Genomic DNA, 23,791 nt, shown 5'->3' with positions numbered 1-23,791 from the left:
CGAGAGCTACCCGGCCGACGGCGCGCCTGCCCGGTGGCACCCGGCGCACGGTGGCTCTTCACTGTAGGTCTCGGCGGATCGCGGTGGGTCTCGGCGGTCCGGTCTCTCTCACCGCCCCGCCAACGCCCGCCCCGCCAACGGCCGGCCGGCGCACTCACAGTCAGCGGACACGGTAGGTAACGGTGGTGGAGTACTGGTCGAAGTCGTTGATCCGCAAGGTGACCGTCATGCGCCAGTCGCCGGGAAGCGGGACCTGAGCGTCCTGGGCGACCAGGACCCCGGTGCCACCCGCGACCACCGGTACGTCGAGYGGGCCGACCTGGGCCGCCGGCAGCGACAGCGTCACCGACGCCTCGACCAGCCGTTGCGGCTGTCCCTGCGGGTCGCGCACCGTGATCTCGACGCTCTCCAGGCCAATCCGGGTGGGCGACACCCGCACGTCGACCGTGAGTGGCCCGGCGACGGTTGTCGTGTGGAACGGCGGAGCGTAGGAGGACCGGGCGGGGACGCGGTTGATCAGCACGGCGGTCACGGCCAGCACCGCGATCGCGATCACCGCCTCGGCGATCACCCCGCGCCGCAGCGCGGCGAGTGCTCCGACGGTGACCTCCCGGCCGGAGTCGTCGCCGTCGGGTGCGTCGGGCGCGTCGGCCCCCTTGGCGCCGTCCGGGTCGCCGCCCGCGGCGCGGCGATGGGCCACGCCGCGGCCCACCGGATCCGTCTCGGCCGTCATGGCCAGCGCGACCGGCCGGTAGTGCCGCCTGACCCAGCGCTGGGAGACGTAGCCGATCCCGAGCATCGCCAGCACGAACCAGAGCTTGTAGAGCAGCAGTCGCCCGTAGTCGGTGTCGAACAGGGCCGGCAGCGTGCCGACCTCGCGCCAGGTCTGGTAGGTGCCGCTGACCACGATCGCGGCGACCGCCGCCATCGCCGTCCGCGACCAGCGTGGGAGTACCGCGGCGAGCTCCGAGGCCCGGGCCGCCGGCACCGGTACGGCCTCGGCGCCCTGCTCGTCCAGGTAGGCACGGGCGGCGGCGAGGTCGGCCTCCTCGTCCGTCCCGCCGGCGCTCCCCCGCTCGACAGCGGAGGCCCAGCCGGCCGATTCGCCCTGACCCCTCGCCGTCGCGGCCGGCGAGGCACGCCGGTCCAGGAACCCGGCGGCGAGCACGGCCAGGCCTCCCAGCCAGATCGACATGGCGAGCAGGTGCACCGTCAGGCTGCTGGCGGCGAGCCAGGACCACGAGCCCGCGCCCGCGTGCCCGACGAGCGCCGTCGTCGCGGCGACCGCGACGGCGAGGCCGCCGAGCTCGGCCATCACCCAGCGCGAGGGCCGCCCCGCGGCAGCGGGAGGCGAGCTGTCCGTGGCGTCGTCCGCGGGGGACGAGACCAGTCCTCGCAGCAGCGGAAGAGCTAGCAGCAGGGCCAGCAGTCGAATCAGGGTCAGCCGGCCGTACCGGTCCCCGAGCGTGGCCCCGAGCGGATCCCAGCGCGCCAGCGCCGAAAGCCCCAGCCCCGAGGCGTAGATCCCCTGCAGGAGCAGACAGGCGACGGACCCCACGAACACCGCCACCCAGCCGCCGGCGATCAGCAGCCGCGGCGCGCGGCGGCGCAGGCCACCCGGCCAGAGCGTCGCCAGGAAGAACACGGCGCCGAGCAGCAGCGCCGTCCCGGCGAACGCGACCAGCCGCGCGAGACCGAAGGTGAACCCGGTGAGGGCCGACCCCTTCGGGGTGGCGCTCGCCGCCGCCGCGGCGCCGGCGGCCGGCGGCTCGCCGATCCCGAACGCGTAGCCGCCCGCGATCGGATGGCTGTCAGCGGAGACGACTCGCCAGCTGACCAGGTAGGTCCCCTTCGGCAACCCCGGCTTGAGGGCCACGGTCACCTCGGAGGCGTGTGCGCCGCTGTGCGCGCCGCCGGTGTCCACCCGGGTGCCATGCGTGTCGATCACACGGATCGCGTTCGCGTCGCTGCGGACGGCCTCGCTGAAGCCCAGCGTGACGTTCGCCGGCGCGGTGGCGACGGCGGTGCCGCCGGCCGGCGTGGCCCGTTCCAGGATGGCGTGCGCCCACGCCGGCGAGGCCGCGCCGCCCACGACGGCCAGCGCGGCGGCCAGCGTCAGCGCCAGCAAGGTCCCGGCCCGGCGACGACGGCGCCCCGCCGCCGCGATCCGGCGCCGGCGCCGGCGGACCGCGGCGGCACCGGAGATCTCCGAGGGCGTCGTAGGCTCGTCGGCCGCCGCGCCCGGCGCCAGCCCTCGGGAGAAACCCGGCGAGTCCGTCGTGATGCCGGTCTTACCGCTCATAACGTTCAGTCTCTTCCTGTCACCGCGCCCAGCGGCGTTCTTGCCCAAGCATGGGTTGGTCCCGATCCCGTCGGCGGTGGGGCGCAGGGCGCCGATGAGCCTTTCCGATCGACTCGGGGTGGAGCGACCGCGGACGAGGCTGGGCCTGTCCGCCCGGAGACCGTTCCACCGGGCGGACAGGCCACGCGCGTGCGTCAGCCTCCCGTGCCGGCGCGGCGCCGGGACGTGGCGAGGGCGAAGCCCGCCGCCGCGAGCCCGAGAACGCCGACGACCAGCCCGGCGATCCCGAGCCCACGAGCCGTGTCGTCCGACAACGAGGCCGACGAGACCGACGAGGCCACGGGCGTGGCGGCCGTCGTGGCGCCCTGGTCCGTGTCCTGCGCCGCCTTGGTCAGCGTCAGGGTCGGGGCCGGGTGCTCCGGCTCCGGCTGCCCCGCGGCGCTCGTCTCGACCCAGCGCACGATCTCGCCGTCCGAGTAGGTCTGCAGCGCCTTGAAGGGGATCGACGCGACGCCCTCGGGCAGCGGGCCGGCCGAGACGACGAAGGTGTCGAACTCGCCGGGCTTGATCCCCGGCGCGCCGTCGGMGGCGGTCCAGATGATCTCGGTGACGACCTCGTTGATCTGGTCACCGTCGTCGGTCACCACCGGCTTGGGTGGCTTGCCCTTGTGGACCTCGTAGGTCCAGCCCGCCTTCGGCTGCACGCTCACCGAGGCGATGGGCGCGTCGGTGGGGAACGCGACGTCGAGCTTGGTGGTCGACGTGGTGTCGCTCTCGGTCGGCACCTTGAACGCCAGCGTCGTGTAGCCGCCGGCGGGCGCGCTGGCCGGGGCGACGGTGACATGCGCCGAGGCTGGCAGGGCCGTCGCGACGAGGGCGATGGTTCCGGCGGCGAGCACGCCGCCGGCCCGGACGGCCCGGGACATGGTTCGGGACATCGTGGTCCTTCCACACAGGTGGACGAGAAGTTGGGAGGGGAGGCCACCCGTCGCCCGAACCGTCGCGGCGGTCTCGCCTGGACGGTCGCTCATGGGCCCGGTCGCCCACGGGGCTTACGGGTGGTGGAGGAGGCACCGCCGGTCGCCCCGCTCCGCCGCGTGGCGGCGGCGGGTTCGCCCGGTCGTGGACGCGCCTCGTCGTGACACACGCCGCCCAGCACCCGGCCGTCGTCTCCCTGTCCACAGGGTGGGCGGCTTCGCGACCGGCCGGTTCCGACCTCACCCGGCGTCAGCCGAGGGGATGGGTGGCGTCGTCCGGCGGCTCGTCCCACCCGTTGGCCGGGTGAGGCTCAGCACGCACCAGCACGTCCAGCACCCCGCCACTCGGCGGTCAGTCGGCGGGCCCCGCGCGGGGACCAGCGCGGACATGCCGCTCGCGCGGTCGGAGGCCGCTCAGGCATCGGAGCTGGACGTGCGTGAACTGAACGTGCGTGAACTGGACGACGAGGTACGGGAGGTCAGACGGGTGTCGGGGCGAGGCATGGCGCCGGCGGGCCGCGCCGCCGGGCCGTCCGACCGACCGGGATGTCCCGTGGCGGCACCGGCGGCGCTGCCGCCCAGGCGGTCACCCCGACGACCATCGCCGGCGGAAGGCCCGCGATCATCAGCGCGAGCAGAGACCGCAGCCGGGCCACGGCGTCGGCCAGCGGTCCGAGGACCCGCGCTGTCAGGTGGCGCAACGTGACCCGCAGCGCCGCCGCGGCCCACAGTGGTTCCTCGGCCCGGTGCAGCAGCGCGCCAGTGATGACGACCGCGGCCAGGTGAGCGAGGATCATGAATCCGGCGCCCGTGCCGTAGTGCTCGCCGCCGTAGGCGAGCAGCTCCGCCGGGGCCACCACATGGTGATGCTCCGGGTTCGCGGCCCGGTGGCCGCTCAGGACGAAGGCGACGTGCAGCCCGAACTGGGAGCCGGCCAGTGTGGCGAGCACCGTCAGCAGGCCGCGGTGACGCCCGGCCAGGCCGTAGGCCAGCCGGATCAACAGCGCGCCCCCGGCGGCGACCAACGCGGCGTCGGGCGGGGTGCCACCGGCGGCGGCGGTGTGCGCGGCGACCGCGAGGCTCGTCGAGGCCCCGCCGGCGACGACCGCCCTGGCGAGCCGGACTCCCGGCGCCGCGGGATGCCCGTCCGCGGACTCCGCGGACTCCGCGGAGTCCGCGGAGTCCAGGGAAGCGGAGGCCAGGGAACCGGTCGGCCTGGGCCGCCCCGGGCCGGTCGCGCCGGGTGGCCGGCGCGGGCGGCTCCGACCGATCGTCACGACCGTGACTCTGCCATATCCCCAGCGTTCACCACTATTGCTCACGCAGTCAGGTGGACGTCAGCTGTCCCACCGGGCCGGCGGACCACGCCGGACCACGTCTCAGCCGGCCGCGGCGGGCTCCGCGGCCGGGGAGCGCGGGCTGGCGAGATGAGCACGGGGCGCGAGAAGCAGCGAGAAGGCGAAGAGGGCGGYGATGGTGAGCACGATGGCGCCGCCGGCGGCGACGTCCCACTGGGCGCTCACCGCGAGACCGATGACACTCGCGGCGACGCCGAGGGCCATCGACAGGGCGGTCATCGGGCCGGTGCGCGCGCACCACAGCCGCGCGGTCGCCGCCGGGCCGACGACCAGCGCGATCGCCATGATCGTGCCGACGGCGGGCACCGTGGTCACGACCGTCACCTCGACCACGAGCAGCACCACCAGGTCGAGCAGCCGCGCCGGGTAGCCGGCGGCCCAGAGCGCGGTCGGGTCGAACGCGCCGAGCAGCAGCTCCTTGCGCAGCGCGACCAGCACCGTGAGGACGACGGCGGCGGCGCCGGCGGTGATGGCGAGGTCCGTCGTGCCGACGGTGAGGATCGAGCCGACCAGGAAGGCCGTCAGATCCTTGGTGAACCCATCCTGGGCGGACATCAGGGCGACGCCGAGCGCGAACCCGCCGGACAGGACGACACCCGTGACGCTGGACAGGTCACGCCCGCCGCGGCCGGCCGGAGCGGCCGAGGGCAGGGAACCGCCCCCGCCACTCCCGCCGCGCGCCCCCGAGACGGCCGCGACCACGCCGACGACGAGCAGGCCGAAAAGTCCCGCGCCGAGGACGAGGTGCACGCCCAGCAGCGCGGCGATGACGACGCCGGGGAACGTCGCGTGGGTGAGCGCCGTGGTCAGGAAGCTCAGCCGCCGCAGGACCACGTGCACCCCGACGGCACCGCAGAGGATGCCGACCAGCACGGCCTCGGCCAGCGCGCGGCGGGTGTAGCCGTCACCGAGGGTCTCCCACAGCCTCATCGCGTGCCCAGGCCGATCTCGGTGCCGGGATCCGCCGCGCCGCGGGGGTCGCCAGGCGGGAGCGTGGCGACGGAGGCCCGCTGGCGGCCTTCAGCTCCTCGTTGGTGTCGCGGGCGCAGGCGAGCACGCACGGCGGCGGCCGCGAGCGCGAGGAGGTAGGCCGCGACGAGGACGAGCACGACGGTCGCGCCGGTCGCGAGCCGGATGCCGTGATCCACCGAGATCCGGTAGCTGACCAGCAGACCGAGCCAGCCGCTCGCCATCCCCAGGGTCGCGGCGACGGCGACGATCACGATGAGACGGTCGGAGAGCAGCCGCGCGGCCGCCGCCGGGACCACGACCAGCGCGATCACGAGGACCGTGCCGACCGCGCGCACCGCGGCGACGACGACCAGCGCGATCGCGAGATTGAGCGCCAGGTCGAGTGCGGCCACTCGGTACCCCGCGGCCCGGGCCGACTCCGGGTCGAACGCGACCAGCAGCAGTTCCTTGCGCAGAACCGCCAGGATCACGAGTACGAACGCCGCGACGACGGCCGTCGCGACGATGTCGGAGACACGCACCGTCAGCACCCGGCCGAACAGGAACGCCGTCAGGTCTGCCGTGTACGACGAACGCCGCGAGACCAGCACGACGCCGATCGCGAAGAACCCGGTGAGCAGGATCGCGAGCGCCGCGTCCTCTCCGACCCGGCGGGTGGCGGCGAGCAGGGTGAACAGCCCGGCGGCGACACAGGCGACCACCAGGGCGCCCGGAAAGATTCCCGACTGCCCGCCGAGCAGGAAACCGACGACGACGCCCGGGAAGACGGTGTGGGTGAGCGCGTCGGTCAGGAACGCGAGCCGACGCAGCAGCACGAACACCCCCACGACGGCCGCGACCCCGCCGAGCAGCAACAGCTCGACGAGCGCCCGGGTGAGGTAGGGCCGCTCGAACGGTGCCACCAGCAGCTGTGTCATCGTGCCGCGCCCGTCCCGACGCCTTCCCGCCTCGCGGCCCGGGCCGCGAGGCGGCGACGGGTCGAGCTCATGGGCGGGCCACGATGACGCCGTGGGCGCCCAGCTCCACCGCGGCACCGCCGTAGGTGGCGCGCAGCAGCTCGGGGGTGAGGGTCGCCGCCGGCGGCCCGAACGCGAACTGATGCCGGTTGAGCAGGCAGACGTCATCGCAGGCCAGGTGCGCCAGCGCCAGGTCATGGGTCGAGATCACCACGGCGGTACCCGCGGCGGTCAGGCGCGCGAGCGCCGCGAGCAGGGCGTCCTGCGAGACGGTGTCGACGCCGTTGAACGGTTCGTCGAGCAGCAGCAGCCGCGGCTGCGCCGAGATGGCCCTGGCCAGCAGGACCCGCTGGCGCTGCCCGCCGGACAACGTCCCGAACCGGTCGCGGGCGCGGTGCTCGAGCCCGACCGCCGCGAGCGCCTCCTGCGCGGCGGCCCGGTCGTCGGCGCCCGGCCGGCGCACCCAGCCGATCCGCCGGTAGCGGCCCATCAACACCACCTGCGCGACGGAGACCGGGAAGTCGGCGTCCAGGGTGTCCGCCTGAGGAACGTAGCCGACCTCGCGGCGGGCCCGGGACGGCGTCTGGCCCAGCACGGTGACCGAGCCGGACACCACCGGGACCAGGCCCAGCACCGCCTTGATCAGCGTCGACTTGCCGGCGCCGTTCGGGCCGATCAACGCGACCGTGCGCCCGGCCGGCACCCGGCCGCTCACGCGCTCCAGCGCCGGGGTGCGGCCATAGGCGACGGTCGCCTCCGCGAGCACCAGCGCGTCCGGTACTCCCGCGGCGGCCGGCTCGACGGGCAGAGCGGCCTCGGCGGTCCGCGCCCCCGCGGCTGGCCCGGTCCGCGCGTCCCGCTCCCCGCGCGACGCGGAGCGGCCGCCGCCGGCAACCCGCGCCACCGCGGCCAGTCCCGCCCCGGCGGCCGGCCCCGCCACAGCGGCCGGCGCGGCCATGGTCATCTGTCCGGCGGCAACCGGCGGCGCCTCGCGGTCATCGAGCGCGGCCAGCCCGAACCGCGGCGTCACGAGCGACGGGCTCAGCGGGGACGCCGAGGCGGGCCGCGCGTCGGAACTCATGACGGCCACGGTATGCGGTCGGCCACCAGGCGACAGCCGCCGGCCCGCCCCGAAGCCACCCCGCCTCAACGGAGCGCTCCGACGATGACGTCGGTGTTGTGCTGCTCGGCCTTCAGATAGGTCTCGCCGGCGGACCCGGCCGGGCCGAGCGAGTCGGCGTACAGCGAGCCCTCACCGGCGATCACCGTGACGCCCGCCTCATGTCCGATCGTCTCGGCGGTCTTCGGAGACAGCGAGGACTCCGAGAACACCGCCTTGACCCTGGTCGCCCGGATCTTCGCGACGATCTCCTGGATGGCCCGTCCGGAAAGCTCCGCCGAGGTGTCGAAGCTCGGGATGATCGAGCCGACGTAGGTGATCCCGTAGCGGGCCGCGTAGTAGCCGAAGGCGTCATGGTTGGTGACCAGCAGCCGGCGCTCAGGCGGGATCGTCGCGAACGCGGCGGCCTGACGGCGGTCGAGCGCGTCGAGCGCCGCCGAGTAGGTGGCCAGATTCGCGCGGTAGGCCGCGGCGTGCGCCGGATCGGCCTGCGCGAGGCCTCGCTCGACGTCGGCCACCATGATCTTGGTATTGCGCGGGTCATGCCAGATGTGCGGGTCGCGCTCGCCCGCCTCGCCACCGGTGCCGGTGCRCAGGGTCACGCCGTCGGCCATCACCACCCGGGTGCCCTCGAACCCGGCCGCCGAGACCGCGTCGTCGAGCCAGGACTCCAGCTTGACACCATTGGTGACCAGGACGCCGGCAGTGGCGATGGCGTCCAGGTCGGCCGGCGACGGCTCGTAGTCGTGTGGGTCGACATTTGGCTTGACCAGCTGGGTGACCTTGACGAGGTCACCGCCGATCACCCGGCTGAAGTCGCCGGCCTGGGTGGTCGTGGCGACCACCCGCAGCTTTCCGTCGTGGGCGTCGCCGGTGCTGTCGCCGTCGCCGGCGGAGCCGCAGCCGGCGAGCAGCGCCGAGGTGGCGAAGCCGAGCGCGACAAGCGCGCCGGCCGCCGCCAGGGCCCTCGGGCGGTTCTTCCAGGGCATGGCGGACCGGCGCGCGGGCGTCCGGTCCTCATGAGGGCGCATGCCCGTAATGAAAACCGTTTCGGATACCGCTGTCAAACACGGTACCCGGCGTCCGCGTCTCCGCCAGTCGCCCTCCGCTAGTCGTCCGAGAGCAGGCGGCGAAGCTCCAGGCCCAGCGAGCGCGGCTCGGTGAGCGGCTGACGGAAGGTGACGCGCAGTTCGTCCGCGCCGTCCTGGCCGACCTGCCACAGCGTCAGGCCGGTGCGGTCGAGGTCGCCGACCGCGACCGCGGCGACGGCGGACAGGTCCGTCGGGTCCGCGGGCCGCCTGGTCCACGCCGGCTCCGCCTCGCCACTCCCGCCCGCGACGCCGCCCAGGCCGAGGGCGCCGCCCGCGCCCGCGGCCGAACCCATGCTGTCCACCGCCGCGGCCGCGCTCCCGAGCGCGCCCGCCGTCCGCGACGGCCTCGGCGCGGGCGCCGCGACGGGCCGGCCGTGAACGGCGATCCGGCGCAGCTGGTCGCCGTGCGCGACGTTCAGGTGCTCCACGAGGTCGGGCGCGTACGCGGCGATCAGGTCCGGCTCGGCGAGCGCGTAGGCGGCCAGGTCGATCCGTCGGCCGCTCGCCGTCGACGGCCATCGCGGCTCGGCGCCCTGGCCGAGGGCACCGCTGCGCGCACCGCTAGCCACACCTCCGGCGGCGCGGTGAACGCGGTGGAGCCATCCCCGGCGCGCCCCCGGCGCGGCCGCGCTGGGCAGGCACAGCAGCACCTCGTCGACCGACAGCGCAACCGCCGCGAGTTCGCTGCCGCCGCACTCCGGCACCTCGACCGTCAGGCCGGGCCCGGCGATCCGGCGGGCCACCTGCTCGGCGCTGCCCGGCACGGTCCGCAGCTGCCCGGCGAGCACGAGCCGTTCGCCCGAGGCGCCGGGGACGTCGAGGCGGCAGCGGCGCGCCGAGCCGGCGGCGGCCGCGCGCGTGGGCGGACTGTCGGCACCGACCAGCAGAACCGGTTCGCCGCCATCGTCGATCAGGCCGGTCCAGCCTCGCACCCGCGGTCCCAGCAGGGTCAGCAGCGCGTGCCGGGCGCCGGCCAGGACGGTGCGGGCACGGACCGCGTCGCGGGCCATCGCCTCGTCCGGTTCCTCCGCTGGCATCGGGTTCCTCCTGTCGTCAGGTAAGGCTTACTTAAGTAGCCTGCGGCCTCCCCGTCAAGCAAAGGCCCCGGCCAGTCGGACGGACGGCGACACCGGCCCCCAACCGGACAACCGACGGGAGGAGAGTGTGATGGGCGTCTCRCGCGGATCGCCGGCGCGACGGCGGGGCGCGTTGACAACTACCCGACGCCAACAGGGCCCGCGTGTCTCAAGGTCCGASCAACTACGGGCCGGACACTGGTAGTGCTCCGGGGCGCGGACGGAGGATTCTAGGCTGGAACGACCGGCCGACCCGGGGCTGGCGAGTGGCCACGCGGTCCGGTGCCGTCCGGGTGGCGAGGCGTTGGGAGTAGGTCCGTGGCGTGAACGCTGACGGCACGGCAAGGAGGTTCAGGTGATCTTCAAGCTGGTCGGGGACAGTCGCCCGTACCCCGACCACGGGCTCGGCCAGCGCGACTGGGCGAAGATCCCGCCCCGCCAGGTCCGGCTCGACCAACTGGTGACCACGAAGCGGGTCCTCGCACTGGACCTGCTGCTGGATGAGGCCTCCACCTTCTACGGCGACCTGTTCCCGCACGTCGTCGAATGGGAGGGAACCCTCTACCTCGAGGACGGCCTGCACCGCGCGGTACGAGCCGCCCTGCAGCAGCGCACATCCATCCACGCCCGCGTCTACACCGTCACCCCAGCACGCGAGGCCCCCRCTTCCCCCACCGACTCCAGCGGGGCACCCCGTCCCGCGATCTGAAACTGGTTCGCTGTGTTGCCGGTTCGCTCCGTCCGGGCGGYGCGCTCCGGCGACCTCGCCGCGGCCAGCGCCTGCACGGCTTACTTGCTGGGGAAGGTGTAGACGACGAAGCGGTCTTCGTCGACTTTGGCGAAGACGTAGCGCGGGCAGGCCTTCGCGGGGCGGTAGGCGGCGATCGGGCGCAGCACCGGCGAACGCATGATCTGCTTCACGCGGCCACCGGCGAGCCTGTTCATCTCGGCCGTGGAGACGTCTGGCGGATTTTCACGCTGCTCGTAGTAGGAGCCGCAGTACTTGATCTCCGGGGGACGCGACGTCCAGGCCGGGGTATGGAAGATCCACAGTAGGTAGAGCTCCCGGAATATGATCACCATCAGCCCGATGATCAACAGCGAACGGACGAAGTTCCCTGCTCGAGACGAGGCGAGGACGGGGCTCACAAGACCGGGAGCCTACGGGCATCACCGCAGATTTCGGGGCATGCCCCCCGATGCGGCGAGGCGTGGGGCGCTTCGCCGCCGGGCGGACGTGGACGAGACGGTCCACGGGCCGGCCGTACCGCCCAGTCCGCCGCGCAGCGTCCTCCTGGCACTACGGGCAGTGCGTCAGGACGTTCAGGGTTCCCGTGTTCGGAAAGTCGAAGGCTTCCGACGGGCACCAGCCCACAGCACGCAGGTCGGCCAGCTCCGCCCGCGTGCCCGAGCGATCGTAGACGAGGACGAACAGCAGCACGCGGCTCGGGGCCGGGCCCTGGCGCGCCGCCAACGCCGCGCGTCCCTCGCCGGCGCCGACCTGGGTGAGGAAGACCGTCGAGCCCTGAGGCAGGCGAGGGCCGACCCGGGACGGCGCGCCCGGGGTCCCCGCCGGCTTAGCCGAGCTCGCGTCGCCCGGGGTCCCTGTTCGATCGCCGGCAGGGTCCCTGCCGGATCGGCGGAGCCGATCTGGGAGGTCGGCGATCGAAGATGTCTGCTGGGAAATCCGGGGCGGCGGCAGGTAGGCATCGTCGTCACTGACGTTCATCGCGTACAGCCACCCGGGGCGGGCCAGCCGGCCACCGACGACGACGACATCACCCGGCTGGTAGAGCCGGCGTGCCTGTGTCGTCGCGTCGACCATCAGCGCCACCGGTCGGATCTCGGCGCGCTCCCGCCACAGCGGCGCCAACGCGCTCGCGGACGCCACCGGTGTCACGGCGAGCACGGCGAGCCCGCCCGCCAGGAGCACCCGGCCTACCAGCACCACCGCCCCGGCGGCGGGATGGCGGCGCCGGTCGGTGGCCGCGGGGCGGCGGACGACAGCGCGGGCAAGGCGGCGGGCGAGGCGGTCGGCGCCGGTGGCGACGACGACGACCAGCAGCGGGACGAGGAACAGGTTGGTGCGGTTGGCACCGAATGGCCAGTAGCGGCCGGCGCTGGCGGCGAGCGCGAGCAGCAGAGCGCCGACGACCGCGACGATCAGATCGCGCCCGTCGCGGCGGCGTGCCAGCGCGACGGCCCCGACGGCGAAGGCGACCCCGGCGGCGGGGGCGATGAGCCAGCCGGCGACGAAGGTGGTGTCCGTCGCCGGGTGCACCAGGTTCGGGTCGTAGCGGTCGATGCCGGTCGGCGCGCCGCCGAGGATCCGGACCGCCTCACCCGCGACGAACCGGATCGCGTCGAGCGGGCCACGGCCCGCGAGGAACTGGGTGTCCCAGAACCGGCTGGCTCGCTGGCTGGACTGGTGGCCGACGAACACCAGGGTGTGCAGCCCGCAGATCGCCAGCGCGGGCGCCGCCACGAGCGCCGCGGTCAGCCGGCGCCGAGCCCCCCGTCCGGCCGTCAGCACATCGGCGGCGGCCAGCGGAATGACCAGGAAGGCGGCCGGCACCGAGAAGAGCGCGACGAGTCCCGCCGCGGTACGCGCGAGCAGGGCCTGCCCCGGCGCGGCCGGGGGGTCCTGGACGTCCGGAGCGGCCCCGCTGGTCGGGTCGCCAGCGGGGGACGGCGGTGTCGCTGGTCGTGAGTRTCCAGTCCGTGGGCGTCCAGTCCGTGGGCGTGCAGCCGTCCACAGCCAGACGATGGCGACGGAGGCGAGCGCCTCGACCGAGTACGGCTTGAGCTGGGTACCCAGGTCGACGATCACCCCGGACAGCCCCACCGACGCCCCCGCGAGGCCGGCCGCGACCACGCCGGCGAACCGCCGGGTGAAGGCGTAGACGACGGCCGGGAGCAGGACCAGCGCGACCAGCTCGGGCACGCGCAACGCCCAGGCGTGCCAGCCGGCCAGGTCGCCGACGAGCCGGGTGAGCACCGCCCAGCCGAGCGCCGACGGGGTGTTCGCGTGCGCGAGCTCCGGCCAGAACGTCGCCGGTGGCTCGGCGAGAAAGTGCGGCCGCCAGATCTCGTCGTACCAGAACGGGCGGCCCAACAGGACGTGCAGCGTGCCTAACGCGGCGGCGACGGCGCTGGCGAGCGCCACTGGCACGGCGATGTCCATGGGTCGTCGGTGCCGCTGCGCCCGCCTGGCGTCCGCCCGCGTCTCCGGCCTCGCGCCTTCGGCGAGATCGGCACCTTCAGCGAGATCCGCGTCCGCTGGCACCGATGATCTACCTTCGACGGGGTCCGCACCGGCGACGCCGAGTAGCGGCACGTTGCGGTCGTCAGCCCCGGCGTCCACAGTTGGGGGCGAGTTATCCACAGCTCTTGTCCACAGGACGCCCATGGCTGTGGAAATCTCGCCTGGTCATGTGGACAGCGGCACCGCGAGCCCCCTCGCCCACCACTCAGATCTGCTGGTAGGTCGACAGGAAGTGATCGATGCGGCCGATCGCGGCGGTGAGCTCGTCGACGCCCGGCAGGGTGACGACGCGGACATGGTCGGGCTTCGCCCAATGGAAGCCGGTGCCCTGGACCAGCAGGATGTTCTCCGCCCGCAGCAGGTCGAGAACGAGCCGTTCGTCGTCGCGGATCGCGTACACGTCGGGGTCCAACCGCGGGAACGCGTAGAGAGCGCCGCGCGGCGGCACGCAGGACACCCCGGGAATGTCGTTCAGCAGCTTCACCACGGTGTCGCGCTGTTCACGCAGCCGGCCGCCGGGAAGCACGAGCTCGCCGGCGCCCTCGTCGTTGGCCAGGGCGGCCACGACGGCGTACTGACCGGGCACGTTCGCGCACAGCCGCATGTTCGCGAGGATGTTCAGGCCCTCGATGTAGCTGGAGGCGTGCTCACGAGGGCCGGAGACCACCATCCAGCCGGCGCGGAACCCGGCGAGCAGATAGGCCTTGGACAGGCCGTTGAACGTCACGCAGACCAGGTCGGGAGCGAGCGCCGCGGCCGAGACGTGCTCCGCGTCGTCGTAGAGAACCCGGTCGTAGATCTCATCGGAGAAGACCATCAGGCTGTGCTGACGGGCCAGCTCCACCAGCGACTCGACCGTCGCGCGGTCATAGACGGCGCCGGTCGGGTTGTTCGGGTTGATCAGTACGATCGCCCTGGTGCGCGGAGTGATCCTGGCGGCGACGTCCTCCAGGTCGGGCATCCAGCCCGCGGACTCGTCGCAGAGGTAGTGCACCGGTGTGCCGCCGCAGAGGCTCACCACGGCCGTCCACAGCGGGTAGTCCGGGGCCGGCAGAAGCACCTCGTCGCCGTTGTTGAGCAGCGCCTGYAACGACATCATGATCATTTCAGAGACGCCGTTGCCCAGGTACACGTCGTCCGGGCCGACGCCCACCAGACCCTTGCGACGGTGGTACTCGGCGACGGCGACGSGCGCCGCGGGAAGTCCCTTGGAGTCGCTGTAGCCCTGGGCGCTTGCGAGGTTCGCGGTCACGGACGCGAGAACCTCGGGTGGGGTCGAGAAGCCGAACGAAGCCGGGTTGCCGATGTTCAGTTTCAGGATCCGCTCCCCAGCGGCCTCCATCCGAATCGCCTCGTCGAGGATGGGACCTCGGACGTCGTAACAGACGCCGGCGAGCTTGTCGGACTGGGTGAACTCCATGCCATCCAGGGTAGGCATGTCGTCCACTGGTTATGCACGCCCGGTGGCCGCGCCAGACACCCCCACCCCGGCCGAGTGGGGGATGAGTCGCCCGTACCTGCGTGTTCGCGGCGGTACGCCTCACCCACCGTTCGAGCCCATGACGCGACGATCAGTTACTTTCCGTAACCATCCGTCTCGTCGCGACGCGGTCCGGCGGCGCGGGTCAGTCCCCGCCGGGGAACGTGGGCAGGGAGGGCTTCGTCGGCGTGGTGGTCACGTCCACGGGCGGTGTCGACGCGGCGGGGCTCGCCGTGGTCGCGGGCGGCGGAGCCGGAGTGGTGGTCGCGGGCGGCGGAGCGGTCCTCGTCGCCGCTGGCGGCGGGGTCGTGCGGACGGCCGTCGGCCTGGTCGTGCCAGGCGTGGAGGCGGGCGCGCCGGGCGTCCCCGTGGTCGACGGGCCGCTCGCCGCCGTCTCGGTCGGGGGAGCCGCCGCGGCGGTGGCCATCGGCAGCGAGAGCCGGGTCGCGAGCGCGGCCCACTGCTCGTCGCCGGTGGTGAGCCCCTTCCTGATCTGCCCCTGGAGCACCTCGACACTCAGCTGGGTGCCGTCGAAGAGGTTCCCGCAGGCGGTGACGCCGTCGCCGTAGCCGTCGAGGCCGGCGTCGAAGAGGTTCTGCGCGGCGGTGTCCGGGCCGGACGTGAGTGCCCTGGCCTCGGTCACATCGTCGGCGAGCGTGGTGCAGGCCGGGCGCAGCGCGTGGCCGTCCTGAGCCGAGAGGCGCGCGCGGATCTCCGCGACGTCGCCGGCGATCCGCTGACGGATGTCGCGCGTCCCGTCATACCAACGGGCGATCACGTCGTCGCTCACGGTCGAGGCGGCGTACACGCTGTCGGGAGAGCTGGTCGAGCCGGACGACTGTCCGTCGGTGCAGGTGGTCAGCACCCCGGCGACCGCGATGAGCGCGGCGCCGGCGATCGCGAAGCGGACCCAGATCTGGTTCGGCTCCCCGTCGGCGCGCACGCCCGCTCGCGACCCTGTCCGGGCGCGTACCATCCCTCGTCCTCCTTGACCTCCTGGCGCCACGCAACGGTGCCGCCCCGCCACACCACACCTGGCCAGGCGGGCGCACCCGCCGGCCCCGCCGCGACCAGGCGCCGCGTCTCGGGGGCCGGGATTCGCGCCTCGGTGGAGGAAGCTTTCGGTTGGACGATATCGCCAGTTAGGTCAGCCTTTGGCGGGGGTGCACCGTTGGCACCCCCGCCGCCGCGCAAGGTGGCGCGCAGGCTCAGCAGTTGACGAGGTCAGGGCGTTGGTTGCGAATCTGTGACTCTGGCGAGATGAACCGGAGGTAGGCGTCACCCGCGCGCCCGGCGGGCGGGAAGGCGCCCACCCGGTGACAGTTCTGGAAGGCGAGCGCGACGCCGAAGCGCCGTTCCAGCGCACCGCGGATCGACGTGCTCGCGAAGGCGCGCAGCAACTGGCCGAACRCGGCGTCGTATCGTGAGTGAAATGAAAACCGTTGTCAATACCGTTAGGAGGAGAGGGTCCACCGGACCCCGCTGTCCGTCCAGCCCGATCCCCCGTAGCTCTGGAGATGAGAAAATGGAGGGCGTGCCCACCGCGAACCGCGATCGCGCGAGCGACGAACCGGACGGCCGCGTGACCGTCCCGGCTGGTCGTGGCCTGCCCGGCCGCGGCACGACGACGCGGTCCACCCGCCAGGGCGACGCCGTCTCGGCGGCGCTCGCGGCGACCAACGCGTTCACCAGCGCGCAGGAGCTGCATGCCCGGCTGCGCGCCGACGGCCAGCCGGTCGGTCTCACGACCGTCTACCGGCATCTGCAGGTGCTCGCCGACCGCGGCGAGGTCGACGTGCTGCGCCTGGACGACGGCGAGACGGTCTACCGCCGCTGCGCGACCGGCTCGCACCACCATCATCTGGTGTGCCGCGAGTGTGGGCACGCCGTCGAGGTCGCGGGCCCCGAGATCGAGCGCTGGACCGAGCAGGTCGCCGCCGCCGAGGGCTTCACCGACGTCGCGCACACCCTGGAGATCTACGGCCGCTGCGCCGACTGCTGACCAGCCCGGTTTTCCGCACCGATTCGGCCGCGGGGTCCCCGCCGACTGGCTTCGGGTGCGGAGGGCCGGGCGTGCCGATGTGGCTGTTGTCTCGATCTAGCCAGTCGGTGGGGAAGGTGCGGTGGGCGTGGCCACGGCCTGACCGGTCGGGGTGGTCACCGTCTGGCCGCTGGCGGGGCCGGTCGCGCCGCTGGCCGCCCCGCCCTGGCCGGCGCCAGGGACGGCGCCCCAGGTCGGCGGGTTGGGGTTCAGCCCGGCGCAGTCCTGCAGTCCGCCCTTGGACGCGAGGATCGCCTGGGCGTCGGACCCGGTGGCCGGCCGGGGCAGGCCACCGACGATGCGCGCCGGCACCCACTGGGCCTGGGTCACCGCCCGGCCCTGGACGGTCAGCCGCAGTACGCCGCTCTCCGTGGTGGCGCTCACGCCGGACGCGTAGAAGACGAAGTTGCCGAGCCCGTAGTCCACGAAGGCGCCCGACGGATGCCAGCCGCCGCCCTCGAGAACGTGGGCGTGCGAGCCGACGATGACGTCGGCGCCCGCGTCCACCAGGGCGGGCACGATGCCGGTCTGGTCCTCACCCGCGCAGCTGYGCATCTCCACCCCCCAGTGGAGGAACACCACGACCGTGTCGGAGTCGGCCCGCGCCGCGCGCACCGCCGCCAGCAGCTTGGGCAGGTCCTTGGCGGAGGCGAGCCCCGGCTTGCCCGGCCCCGCGGTCCACGCGGCGGCGAGCTCGTCGTCGAGCACCCGGGTCGCCCCGATCACGGCGATCCGCTGGCCCTTGATCTCGGTTCGGTACGGCTTGAACGCCTGGGTGTCGTCCTGCCCGATCCCCACCACGGGGAAGTTCGCCGCCTGGGCGGCGCGCAGCGTGTCCTGAAGGCCGGTCGGGCCGTAGTCCATGCCGTGGTTGTTCGCCACGTTCACGACGTCGACGCCCGCGGCCCGCAGCGACGTGAACGCCTGCGCCGGCGCCCGGAAGGTGAACGCCTTCGACGCCGGCTCGCCGCCGGTGGTGATGGCCGTCTCCAGGTTGAGCACGGTGAGGTCGGCCGCCGTCAGTGTGGGGATGATCGGGCCGAGAGAGGTGAGCCCGGCCACCGACGAGCCGGCGAAGTGCACGTCGCCGGCGAACTCCAGGGTCACCGGCTCACCCGTGGGCGCTCGTTGCGCTCCGCCCGGGGGCACGGACGTGACGGGCGGCGCCGTCGTGGCGGGTGCGCCCGGCTGGCCGAGCGCGCCGGCCTGCACCTGGCCGTCCGACGAACCATCGTCACCACCGCCGAGGACTCCGCAGCCCATCAGCGTCGCGCCCACCGCGGCGAGCGCCAGCGCGATCCTTGGCATCCGGGGGCGGCGGCCGGCGGACCGGTACCTGGATACGGCCATCGAGCCCATCCCCTTCGGTACCTCGGCGGCCGGGGTCCTCGTCGCGGACACGGCGGCCCCCGGCCGGCCGCTCGTCACGGCTCGGCCCTTCAGGCCCTCGTCCCGGCCCCCGCCGGTCCCGCCCAGCCTGCCTGACCTCGGCCGTGCCGGCATCACCGCTCACCCCGCCCCGTACTGGCCCCCATCAGGGACACGGTAGGCAGCACCTACGTGCCACATGCGACCGGGGCCACACTGTCGGCTCGTACGAGTGGGCCGGTCACGCCCGGTCATCCACTCTGGGGTAAAATATTCCGCTCTGTGCCGATGCGTGCCGCCCCCGAAGCAACCGTCCCCCGCAGTCCGGTCTCTGTCAGAGCGCGAGCAGCGCGGGGGCGAGTTCACGCCACTGGCGGCGGGGCAGGCCGCGGCGGTCGTAGTCGAGCACCTGCACGGCCACCTGGTCGGCGCCGGCGTCGAGATGCTCGGTGATCCGGCGCGCGAGCACCTCCGGGCCGCCGTGCGGCACGATCATGTCGACCAGCCGGTCGGAACCGGCGTTCGCGAAGTCGTCGTCGCCATACCCGTGACGGCGCAGGTTGTTGGTGTAGTTCGGCAGCCGCAGGTAGGAGCCGGTGTGCCGGCGGGCGAGCTCCCGGGCTCGCTCGGTGTCGGTGTCCAGCACGAACGCCTGCTCGGGAACGAGCAGCTTGCCCGAGCCGAGCGTCTTGCGGGCGGCCGCGGTGTGCTCGGGCGGAACGAAGTAGGTGTGCGCGCCATCGGCGCGGTCACGGGCGAGCTCCAGCATCTTCGGGCCGAGCGCCGCCAGCACCCGGACCGGCGTGCCTTCGGGCGGCACCGCCCGATACTGCTCGGCGGCCATCCGGTCCATCTCGTCGAGATACGCCGCCATCTGGCCAAGTGGTTTGGTATAGGGCGCCCCGCGGATCTGCATCAGCTCGGCGTGCGACACGCCGAGGCCCAGCAGGAACCGGCCGGGGTATGCCTCAGCCAGCGCCAGCTGGCCGGCCGCCATGGTCAGCGGGTTGCGGGCGAGGATCTGCGCGATGCCGGTGGCAACGGTGATCCGGCTGGTGGCGGCGAGCATCAGCCCGGCCGTCACCAGCACCTCGCGGCCCTTCACCTCGCCGGTCCAGACCGTCGGGTAGCCGAGCTCGTCGAGCTCGGCCACCGCCTCCCGGACGACACCGGCCGGCGAGAAGTCGAACTGCCCGCTCCAGATGCCCACCCGCCCGAGTGACCCGCCATCGACCAGTGGCCGCGACACCGGCGCGGAGGGGCCGGGCGAGCCGGACGGCGGGGACGCGGACGCGGGCGAGGTGGGTTCCGACGATGCGCTCACGCCGGTCACCGTACCGAGCCGCCCGGCGCCTATCGCCCGGCAACCCGCTGTCGCCCCTTTTGCTCCTGGAGTCACGCCGCGCCCCGGGAGCCGCGCCGCCAAGCCACCGAGCGTCGGGCCCAGCGCGGGGCAAGGCCCCATCAGCGGGGCATAAAACGGGCTGGCAGCAACGACTACCACCTTTCGAATCGATCCGATTACAGATTGCTGGCTTGCCGACGCGCCCACGCGGTCTATCGTTGGCCAACGTGACGGAGCTGATGCAGCTGCTCACACCGAGCGGACAAAGGGTGGCGGCGGCCGGACCAGAGATCAGCGCGCAGGAGATCGAGGCGCACATCGCGGATGTGACCTCGGCGGACCTGTCGGACATGTATGCCGACATGGTCATCGTCCGTCGCCTCGACGAGGAGGCCACCGCCCTGCAGCGCCAGGGTGAACTGGGGCTGTGGGCACCGCTGCGCGGTCAGGAGGCAGCCCAGGTCGGCTCCGCGCGGGCACTCGCGCCCGACGACATGGCGTTCCCGTCCTACCGTGAGCATGGAGTCGCCTACTGCCGGGGCGTCGACCCGGTCGCGATCCTCGGGCTCTTCCGCGGCACGGCGCACGGCGGCTGGGACCCGAACGAGCACGGCTTCGCGCTCTACGCGATCGTCGTCGGCTCGCAGACGCTGCACGCGACCGGATACGCCATGGGTGTCAGCCGCGAAGCCAGCCAAAACGGCTGGCGGGCTGGCCAAAAACCAGCCGCGGAGGCTTCGAAGGGCCGCGCCGTCGAGTGCGCGACGATCGCCTACTTCGGCGACGGCGCCTCCAGCCAGGGCGACGTGGGCGAGGCGTTCGGCTGGGCGGCGGTCTTCAACGCGCCCGTCGTCTTCTTCTGCCAGAACAACCAGTACGCGATCTCCGAGCCGACCAGCCGGCAGTCGCGCGTCCCGATCAGCCATCGCGCCGCCGGCCACGGCTTCCCCGGCGTGCGGGTCGACGGCAACGACGTGCTCGCGACGCTGGCGGTGACGAGGTGGGCGCTGGCCCGCGCCCGCGCCGGCGAGGGCCCGACGCTCATCGAGGCTGTCACCTACCGGATGGGCGCGCACACCACCGCCGACGACCCGACCCGGTACCGGGACGCCGACGAGGTCGCCCGGTGGGCCGAGCGTGACCCGCTCGCCAGGGTGCGCGCGTACCTGACAGCCCAGAACGCTCTGGATGACGCGGCGGCCGCCGCCATCGCGGCACGCGCCGACGAGGCCGCCACCGAGCTGCGCCGCCGTTGCCTGGCGCTCCCAGACCCGGAGCCGCTGTCGATGTTCGACCACGTCACCGTCGTCGAGAGCGGGCACGTGGCGGCCGAACGCGCCGATCTGGCCGACTTCCTCGGCACCGGCGACGACCCCCCGGCGCCCTCCTCGACGTCACCGCGCGCGGCGTCCGCGCACGCCGCGCGTCCGAGCCCGGCACGTCCGGACCTGGCACCGGCGGACTCGGCCCCAGCGAGTTCGGCCCCAGCGAGTTCGGTGCCGGCGAGTTCGGTGCCGCGGGCCCCGTCGCCACCGGGCTCGTCGCCACCGGAGGCGAGCCTGGCCGCCGCGCGTTCCGTCGCACCGCCCCCGCAGACTCCAGGACCGGAGGCATCGTGCCCACGCTGACCCTGGCCGGCGCGCTCAACAGCGGCCTGCGCGCGGCGATGGAGGCCGATTCGAAGGTCGTCATCATGGGCGAGGACATCGGTCAGCTTGGCGGGGTCTTTCGCGTTACCGACGGGCTGCGCGAGCGGTTCGGCGAGGAACGGGTGATCGACACGCCGCTTGCCGAGTCAGCGATCATCGGCACCGCGATCGGGATGGCGATGCGCGGCTTCCGCCCGGTCTGCGAGATCCAGTTCGACGGCTTCGTCTACCCGGCGTTCGACCAGATCGTGAGCAACCTCGCCAAGCTGCACTACCGGTCGGCCGGGCGCGTCCGGATGCCGGTGACGATCAGGATCCCGGTCGGCGGCGGCATCGGGGCGGTGGAGCATCACAGCGAGTCGCCCGAGGCGTACTTCTGCCACACCGCCGGGCTGAAGGTGGTCACCTGCTCGAACCCGGCCGACGCGCACATCATGATCCAGCAGGCGGTGGCGGCGGACGACCCGATCGTCTTCCTGGAGCCGAAGCGGCGCTACTGGGAGAAGGACGAGGTCGACCCCGTCGACCTGGCCAGCCTGAACGGCCACGCGGACCAGGCGGGCCAGGCGGGCCGCGCCGGCGTCGGTATGGCCGCGGGCGGCCCGGCGCCGCTGTTCACGAGCCGGGTGGTGCGGCCCGGGGCGGACGTGACCCTCGTCGGCTACGGGCCGATGGTGCGCACCTGCCTGGACGCGGCGCTGGTCGCCGAGGCGGAGGACGGCCGCTCGGTCGAGGTCATCGACCTGCGTTCGCTGTCGCCRCTCGACCTGGACCCGGTGATCGCCTCCGTGCGCCGGACCGGACGGCTGGTCGTCGCCCACGAGGCGCCGTCGAACGTGTCGCTGTCGGCCGAGGTGGCGGCTCGGGTGACCGAACAGGCCTTCTACTCCCTGGAGGCGCCGGTCCTGCGGGTCACCGGCTTCGACACCCCCTACCCGCCGTCACGGCTGGAGGACAGCTACCTCCCCGACGTCGACCGCATCCTCGACGCCGTCGACCGCTCCTTCGACTACTGACACGGCGCGGAAGGGAGGAACGGTGGCGCGACGAGAGTTCCGGCTTCCCGATCTGGGTGAAGGGCTCGCGGAAGCCGAGATCGTCCGCTGGCTGGTGGCGGTGGGCGACACTGTGACGATCAACCAGCCGCTGGCCGAGGTCGAGACCGCGAAGGCGCTGGTCGAGCTGCCGAGCCCGTTCGCCGGCCGGCTCGTCGCGACGCACGGCGCCGAGGGAGAGACGATCTTCGTCGGCGCCGCGCTGGTCACCATCGAGGATGACGAGCCGGCGGACGCGGGCGACGGCGAACCCCTGGCGCGGACCCCATCGGCTGGGGTCGTCGGTGAGCCGGCGAGCGGCGGCCCGGCGGAGGCCACGGGGCCGCCCGCGTCAGGACGAGAGGCTCCGGACGTGCCGGTACGCCGCGACCAGGGAGGTCTGGGGCGCGAACCGGTGCTCGTCGGCTACGGCCCGCGTGCCTCGGCGGGGGCCGCCGGCCTCGGGCGGGCGCGCCGGCGCGGCCAGCGGGCCACGGCTCCCACAGCGCAAACGCCTCCGGGCGCGGCCTCCCAGGCCACAACCTCCCAGGCCTCGGCCCCGCCGGTGCCGCTGAACGCCTTCGCCGCCGGCGCCGCGAGCACCTCCGCGAGCGCCTCCGTGGGCACGCGGACACCGGCCGCCCCGCCTGCCGGTGATCGCTGGGCCGACGACGAGCGGTTTGCCGACGAGGCGGCCGCCGAGCGGGGCAGCCGGGCGCTGGCGAAGCCACCGGTGCGCAAGCTGGCTCGCGACCTGGGGGTCGATCTGGGTCTGCTTTCCGGCACCGGTCCCGCCGGATCCATCAGCCGTGCCGACGTCGAGGCCGCGGCCCGGATCCTGGTGACCGGCACGCCGGAGGGCGCGACGCGGCCGGCCGAGCCGGGCGCCTGGGCACCACCGGCACCACCGGCGATGGAGCCGGCCAGCCAGCCGGTGGCGCCGGCCACCGGCCGCGCGGGGACTGGGCAGGTTGGCCGGATTCCGACCGAGGCCACGTTCGACGCGGCCAGCAGGATCTGGCGGGTCCCGGTCTCCGGGGTGCGCCGGGCCACCGCGCGGGCCATGGTCAGCAGCGCGTTCACCGCGCCGCACGTGACCGAGTTCGTGACCGCCGACCTGACGGAGACCATGGCCACGCGCGACCGGTTCGCCGCGCTGCCGGAGTTCGCCGGGGTGAAGGTCACGCCGTTGCTGTTCGCCGCGCGAGCCCTCCTCGTCGCGGTCCGGCGGCACCCCATGATCAACGCCAGCTGGGTCGAGCGTGAGCGGCGCGACCCGGAGATCGTCGTCTCGGAGGCCGTCAACCTCGGCATCGCGGTGGCGTCGCCCCGCGGGTTGCTGGTGCCGAACATCCCGGACGCCGACCGGCTCGACATGGCCGGGCTCGCCCACGCGCTGGCCGACCTGACCGCGCGGACCAGGGCCGGTCAGGCCAGGCCCGCGGACCTGACCGGCGGCACCATCACCATCACCAACATCGGCGTGTTCGGCGTCGACACCGGCACGCCGGTGCTGAACCCCGGCGAGGCCGCGATCCTGGCCCTGGGCGCGGTCCGCCCGGCGCCCTGGGTCCATGAGGGCCAGCTCGCCGTGCGCACGGTGGGACAGCTGGCGCTTTCCTTCGACCACCGCCTGGTCGACGGCGAGCTGGGCTCCGCCGTCCTCGCCGACGTGGCCGCGATGCTCACCGACCCCGCCCTCCTGCTCGCCTGGTCGTAGGGACGCCAGGGTGCTCAGCGATCAGCGTCCGGCGGGC

The 23,791-nt window shown here is 73.8% G+C and carries 19 protein-coding genes and 1 pseudogene; 5 read left to right on the top strand and 15 right to left on the bottom strand.

Features of this window, described 5'->3' with window-relative positions; translation table 11 throughout:
- Window positions 1–160: 160 nt before the first annotated feature.
- The 8 genes from BL253_RS24320 to BL253_RS24285 form a co-directional block, all read right to left on the bottom strand.
- Window positions 161–2,302, bottom strand: a complete 2,142-nt coding sequence (locus BL253_RS24320; protein ID WP_241835073.1) for a copper resistance CopC/CopD family protein — start codon at window positions 2,300–2,302, stop codon at window positions 161–163.
- A 194-nt stretch (window positions 2,303–2,496) separates the two neighbouring features.
- Window positions 2,497–3,240 (bottom strand): YcnI family copper-binding membrane protein, encoded by a 744-nt coding sequence (locus BL253_RS24315; RefSeq protein WP_076819422.1) that lies wholly within the window; start codon window positions 3,238–3,240, stop codon window positions 2,497–2,499.
- Between the two features lie 518 nt (window positions 3,241–3,758).
- Window positions 3,759–4,556: a hypothetical protein gene (locus BL253_RS24310; RefSeq protein ID WP_076819421.1), complete on the bottom strand. Its 798-nt coding sequence runs from the start codon at window positions 4,554–4,556 to the stop codon at window positions 3,759–3,761.
- A 102-nt stretch (window positions 4,557–4,658) separates the two neighbouring features.
- Complete coding sequence (locus tag BL253_RS24305) at window positions 4,659–5,567, bottom strand: metal ABC transporter permease (protein WP_076819419.1); 909 nt, start codon at window positions 5,565–5,567, stop codon at window positions 4,659–4,661.
- On the bottom strand, window positions 5,564–6,526 hold the full coding sequence (locus BL253_RS24300) for a metal ABC transporter permease (protein ID WP_241835072.1): 963 nt from the start codon (window positions 6,524–6,526) through the stop codon (window positions 5,564–5,566). Before BL253_RS24300 ends, BL253_RS24305 begins: the two co-directional genes overlap by 4 nt.
- A gap of 67 nt (window positions 6,527–6,593) precedes the next feature.
- Entirely contained in the window at window positions 6,594–7,646 is a 1,053-nt protein-coding gene (locus BL253_RS24295; RefSeq protein WP_241835071.1) for a metal ABC transporter ATP-binding protein, read from the bottom strand.
- A gap of 65 nt (window positions 7,647–7,711) precedes the next feature.
- Window positions 7,712–8,716 carry a metal ABC transporter substrate-binding protein gene (locus BL253_RS24290; protein ID WP_081438637.1) on the bottom strand — a complete coding sequence of 335 codons (1,005 nt, stop codon included), beginning with the start codon at window positions 8,714–8,716 and terminating at the stop codon, window positions 7,712–7,714.
- A 77-nt stretch (window positions 8,717–8,793) separates the two neighbouring features.
- Entirely contained in the window at window positions 8,794–9,813 is a 1,020-nt protein-coding gene (locus tag BL253_RS24285; RefSeq protein WP_076819416.1) for a DUF2470 domain-containing protein, read from the bottom strand.
- A gap of 394 nt (window positions 9,814–10,207) precedes the next feature.
- Between BL253_RS24285 and BL253_RS24280 the strand changes: the two genes are divergently transcribed.
- Window positions 10,208–10,561, top strand: coding sequence for a type II toxin-antitoxin system VapB family antitoxin (locus tag BL253_RS24280; RefSeq protein WP_076819414.1), 354 nt, complete (start codon window positions 10,208–10,210; stop codon window positions 10,559–10,561).
- Window positions 10,562–10,641: 80 nt separating this feature from the next.
- Here BL253_RS24280 and BL253_RS24275 read toward each other — a convergent pair whose 3' ends face one another.
- The 5 genes and pseudogenes from BL253_RS24275 to BL253_RS24255 all read right to left on the bottom strand — a co-directional run.
- Window positions 10,642–11,001 (bottom strand): hypothetical protein, encoded by a 360-nt coding sequence (locus tag BL253_RS24275; protein WP_076819412.1) that lies wholly within the window; start codon window positions 10,999–11,001, stop codon window positions 10,642–10,644.
- Between the two features lie 151 nt (window positions 11,002–11,152).
- On the bottom strand, window positions 11,153–13,024 hold the full coding sequence (locus BL253_RS24270; RefSeq protein WP_241835070.1) for a hypothetical protein: 1,872 nt from the start codon (window positions 13,022–13,024) through the stop codon (window positions 11,153–11,155).
- 298 nt (window positions 13,025–13,322) lie between these two features.
- Window positions 13,323–14,537 carry a pyridoxal phosphate-dependent aminotransferase gene (locus BL253_RS24265; protein WP_076819411.1) on the bottom strand — a complete coding sequence of 405 codons (1,215 nt, stop codon included), beginning with the start codon at window positions 14,535–14,537 and terminating at the stop codon, window positions 13,323–13,325.
- A 205-nt stretch (window positions 14,538–14,742) separates the two neighbouring features.
- Complete coding sequence (locus tag BL253_RS42420; RefSeq protein ID WP_158230405.1) at window positions 14,743–15,573, bottom strand: hypothetical protein; 831 nt, start codon at window positions 15,571–15,573, stop codon at window positions 14,743–14,745.
- Between the two features lie 232 nt (window positions 15,574–15,805).
- Window positions 15,806–16,015: pseudogene (locus tag BL253_RS24255) on the bottom strand (SCO5389 family protein); the annotation flags it as partial.
- A gap of 107 nt (window positions 16,016–16,122) precedes the next feature.
- Between BL253_RS24255 and BL253_RS24250 the strand changes: the two are divergent.
- The gene (locus BL253_RS24250) at window positions 16,123–16,599 is read left to right on the top strand and encodes a Fur family transcriptional regulator (RefSeq protein ID WP_241835069.1); all 477 of its coding nucleotides are present in this window, start codon (window positions 16,123–16,125) and stop codon (window positions 16,597–16,599) included.
- Between the two features lie 96 nt (window positions 16,600–16,695).
- Here the strand turns inward: BL253_RS24250 and BL253_RS24245 are convergent, their stop codons facing one another.
- Window positions 16,696–18,141 (bottom strand): CapA family protein, encoded by a 1,446-nt coding sequence (locus BL253_RS24245; protein ID WP_338013744.1) that lies wholly within the window; start codon window positions 18,139–18,141, stop codon window positions 16,696–16,698.
- A 199-nt stretch (window positions 18,142–18,340) separates the two neighbouring features.
- Window positions 18,341–19,255, bottom strand: a complete 915-nt coding sequence (locus BL253_RS24240; protein WP_076819459.1) for an LLM class F420-dependent oxidoreductase — start codon at window positions 19,253–19,255, stop codon at window positions 18,341–18,343.
- Window positions 19,256–19,578: 323 nt separating this feature from the next.
- Here BL253_RS24240 and BL253_RS24235 point away from each other — a divergent pair, with 323 nt between their 5' ends.
- From BL253_RS24235 to BL253_RS24225, 3 genes are read left to right on the top strand one after another with little or no spacing between them, the layout of a single operon-like run.
- The gene (locus BL253_RS24235) at window positions 19,579–20,979 is read left to right on the top strand and encodes a thiamine pyrophosphate-dependent enzyme (RefSeq protein ID WP_338013743.1); all 1,401 of its coding nucleotides are present in this window, start codon (window positions 19,579–19,581) and stop codon (window positions 20,977–20,979) included.
- Window positions 20,967–22,016 (top strand): alpha-ketoacid dehydrogenase subunit beta, encoded by a 1,050-nt coding sequence (locus BL253_RS24230; RefSeq protein WP_076819408.1) that lies wholly within the window; start codon window positions 20,967–20,969, stop codon window positions 22,014–22,016. The genes BL253_RS24235 and BL253_RS24230 overlap by 13 nt, the downstream gene beginning before the upstream one ends.
- Window positions 22,017–22,038: 22 nt before the next feature.
- Complete coding sequence (locus BL253_RS24225) at window positions 22,039–23,754, top strand: dihydrolipoamide acetyltransferase family protein (protein ID WP_076819406.1); 1,716 nt, start codon at window positions 22,039–22,041, stop codon at window positions 23,752–23,754.
- The last annotated feature ends 37 nt before the right edge of the window (window positions 23,755–23,791 follow it).

It is taken from the genome of Pseudofrankia asymbiotica, from assembly GCF_001983105.1.
Lineage (GTDB): Bacteria > Actinomycetota > Actinomycetes > Frankiales > Frankiaceae > Pseudofrankia > Pseudofrankia asymbiotica.
Note: the sequence above shows the minus strand (reverse complement) of the source record. Positions and strands in the feature narration are given on the sequence as shown.

Excerpts from the sequence above, each read along its gene's own strand:
- BL253_RS24295 (WP_241835071.1), bottom strand. The coding sequence starts at position 7,646 with ATGAGTTCCGACGCGCGGCCCGCCTCGGCGTCCCCGCTGAGCCCGTCG.
- BL253_RS24250 (WP_241835069.1), top strand. The coding sequence starts at position 16,123 with ATGGAGGGCGTGCCCACCGCGAACCGCGATCGCGCGAGCGACGAACCG.
- BL253_RS24300 (WP_241835072.1), bottom strand. The coding sequence starts at position 6,526 with ATGACACAGCTGCTGGTGGCACCGTTCGAGCGGCCCTACCTCACCCGG.
- BL253_RS42420 (WP_158230405.1), bottom strand. The coding sequence starts at position 15,573 with ATGGTACGCGCCCGGACAGGGTCGCGAGCGGGCGTGCGCGCCGACGGG.
- BL253_RS24285 (WP_076819416.1), bottom strand. The coding sequence starts at position 9,813 with ATGCCAGCGGAGGAACCGGACGAGGCGATGGCCCGCGACGCGGTCCGT.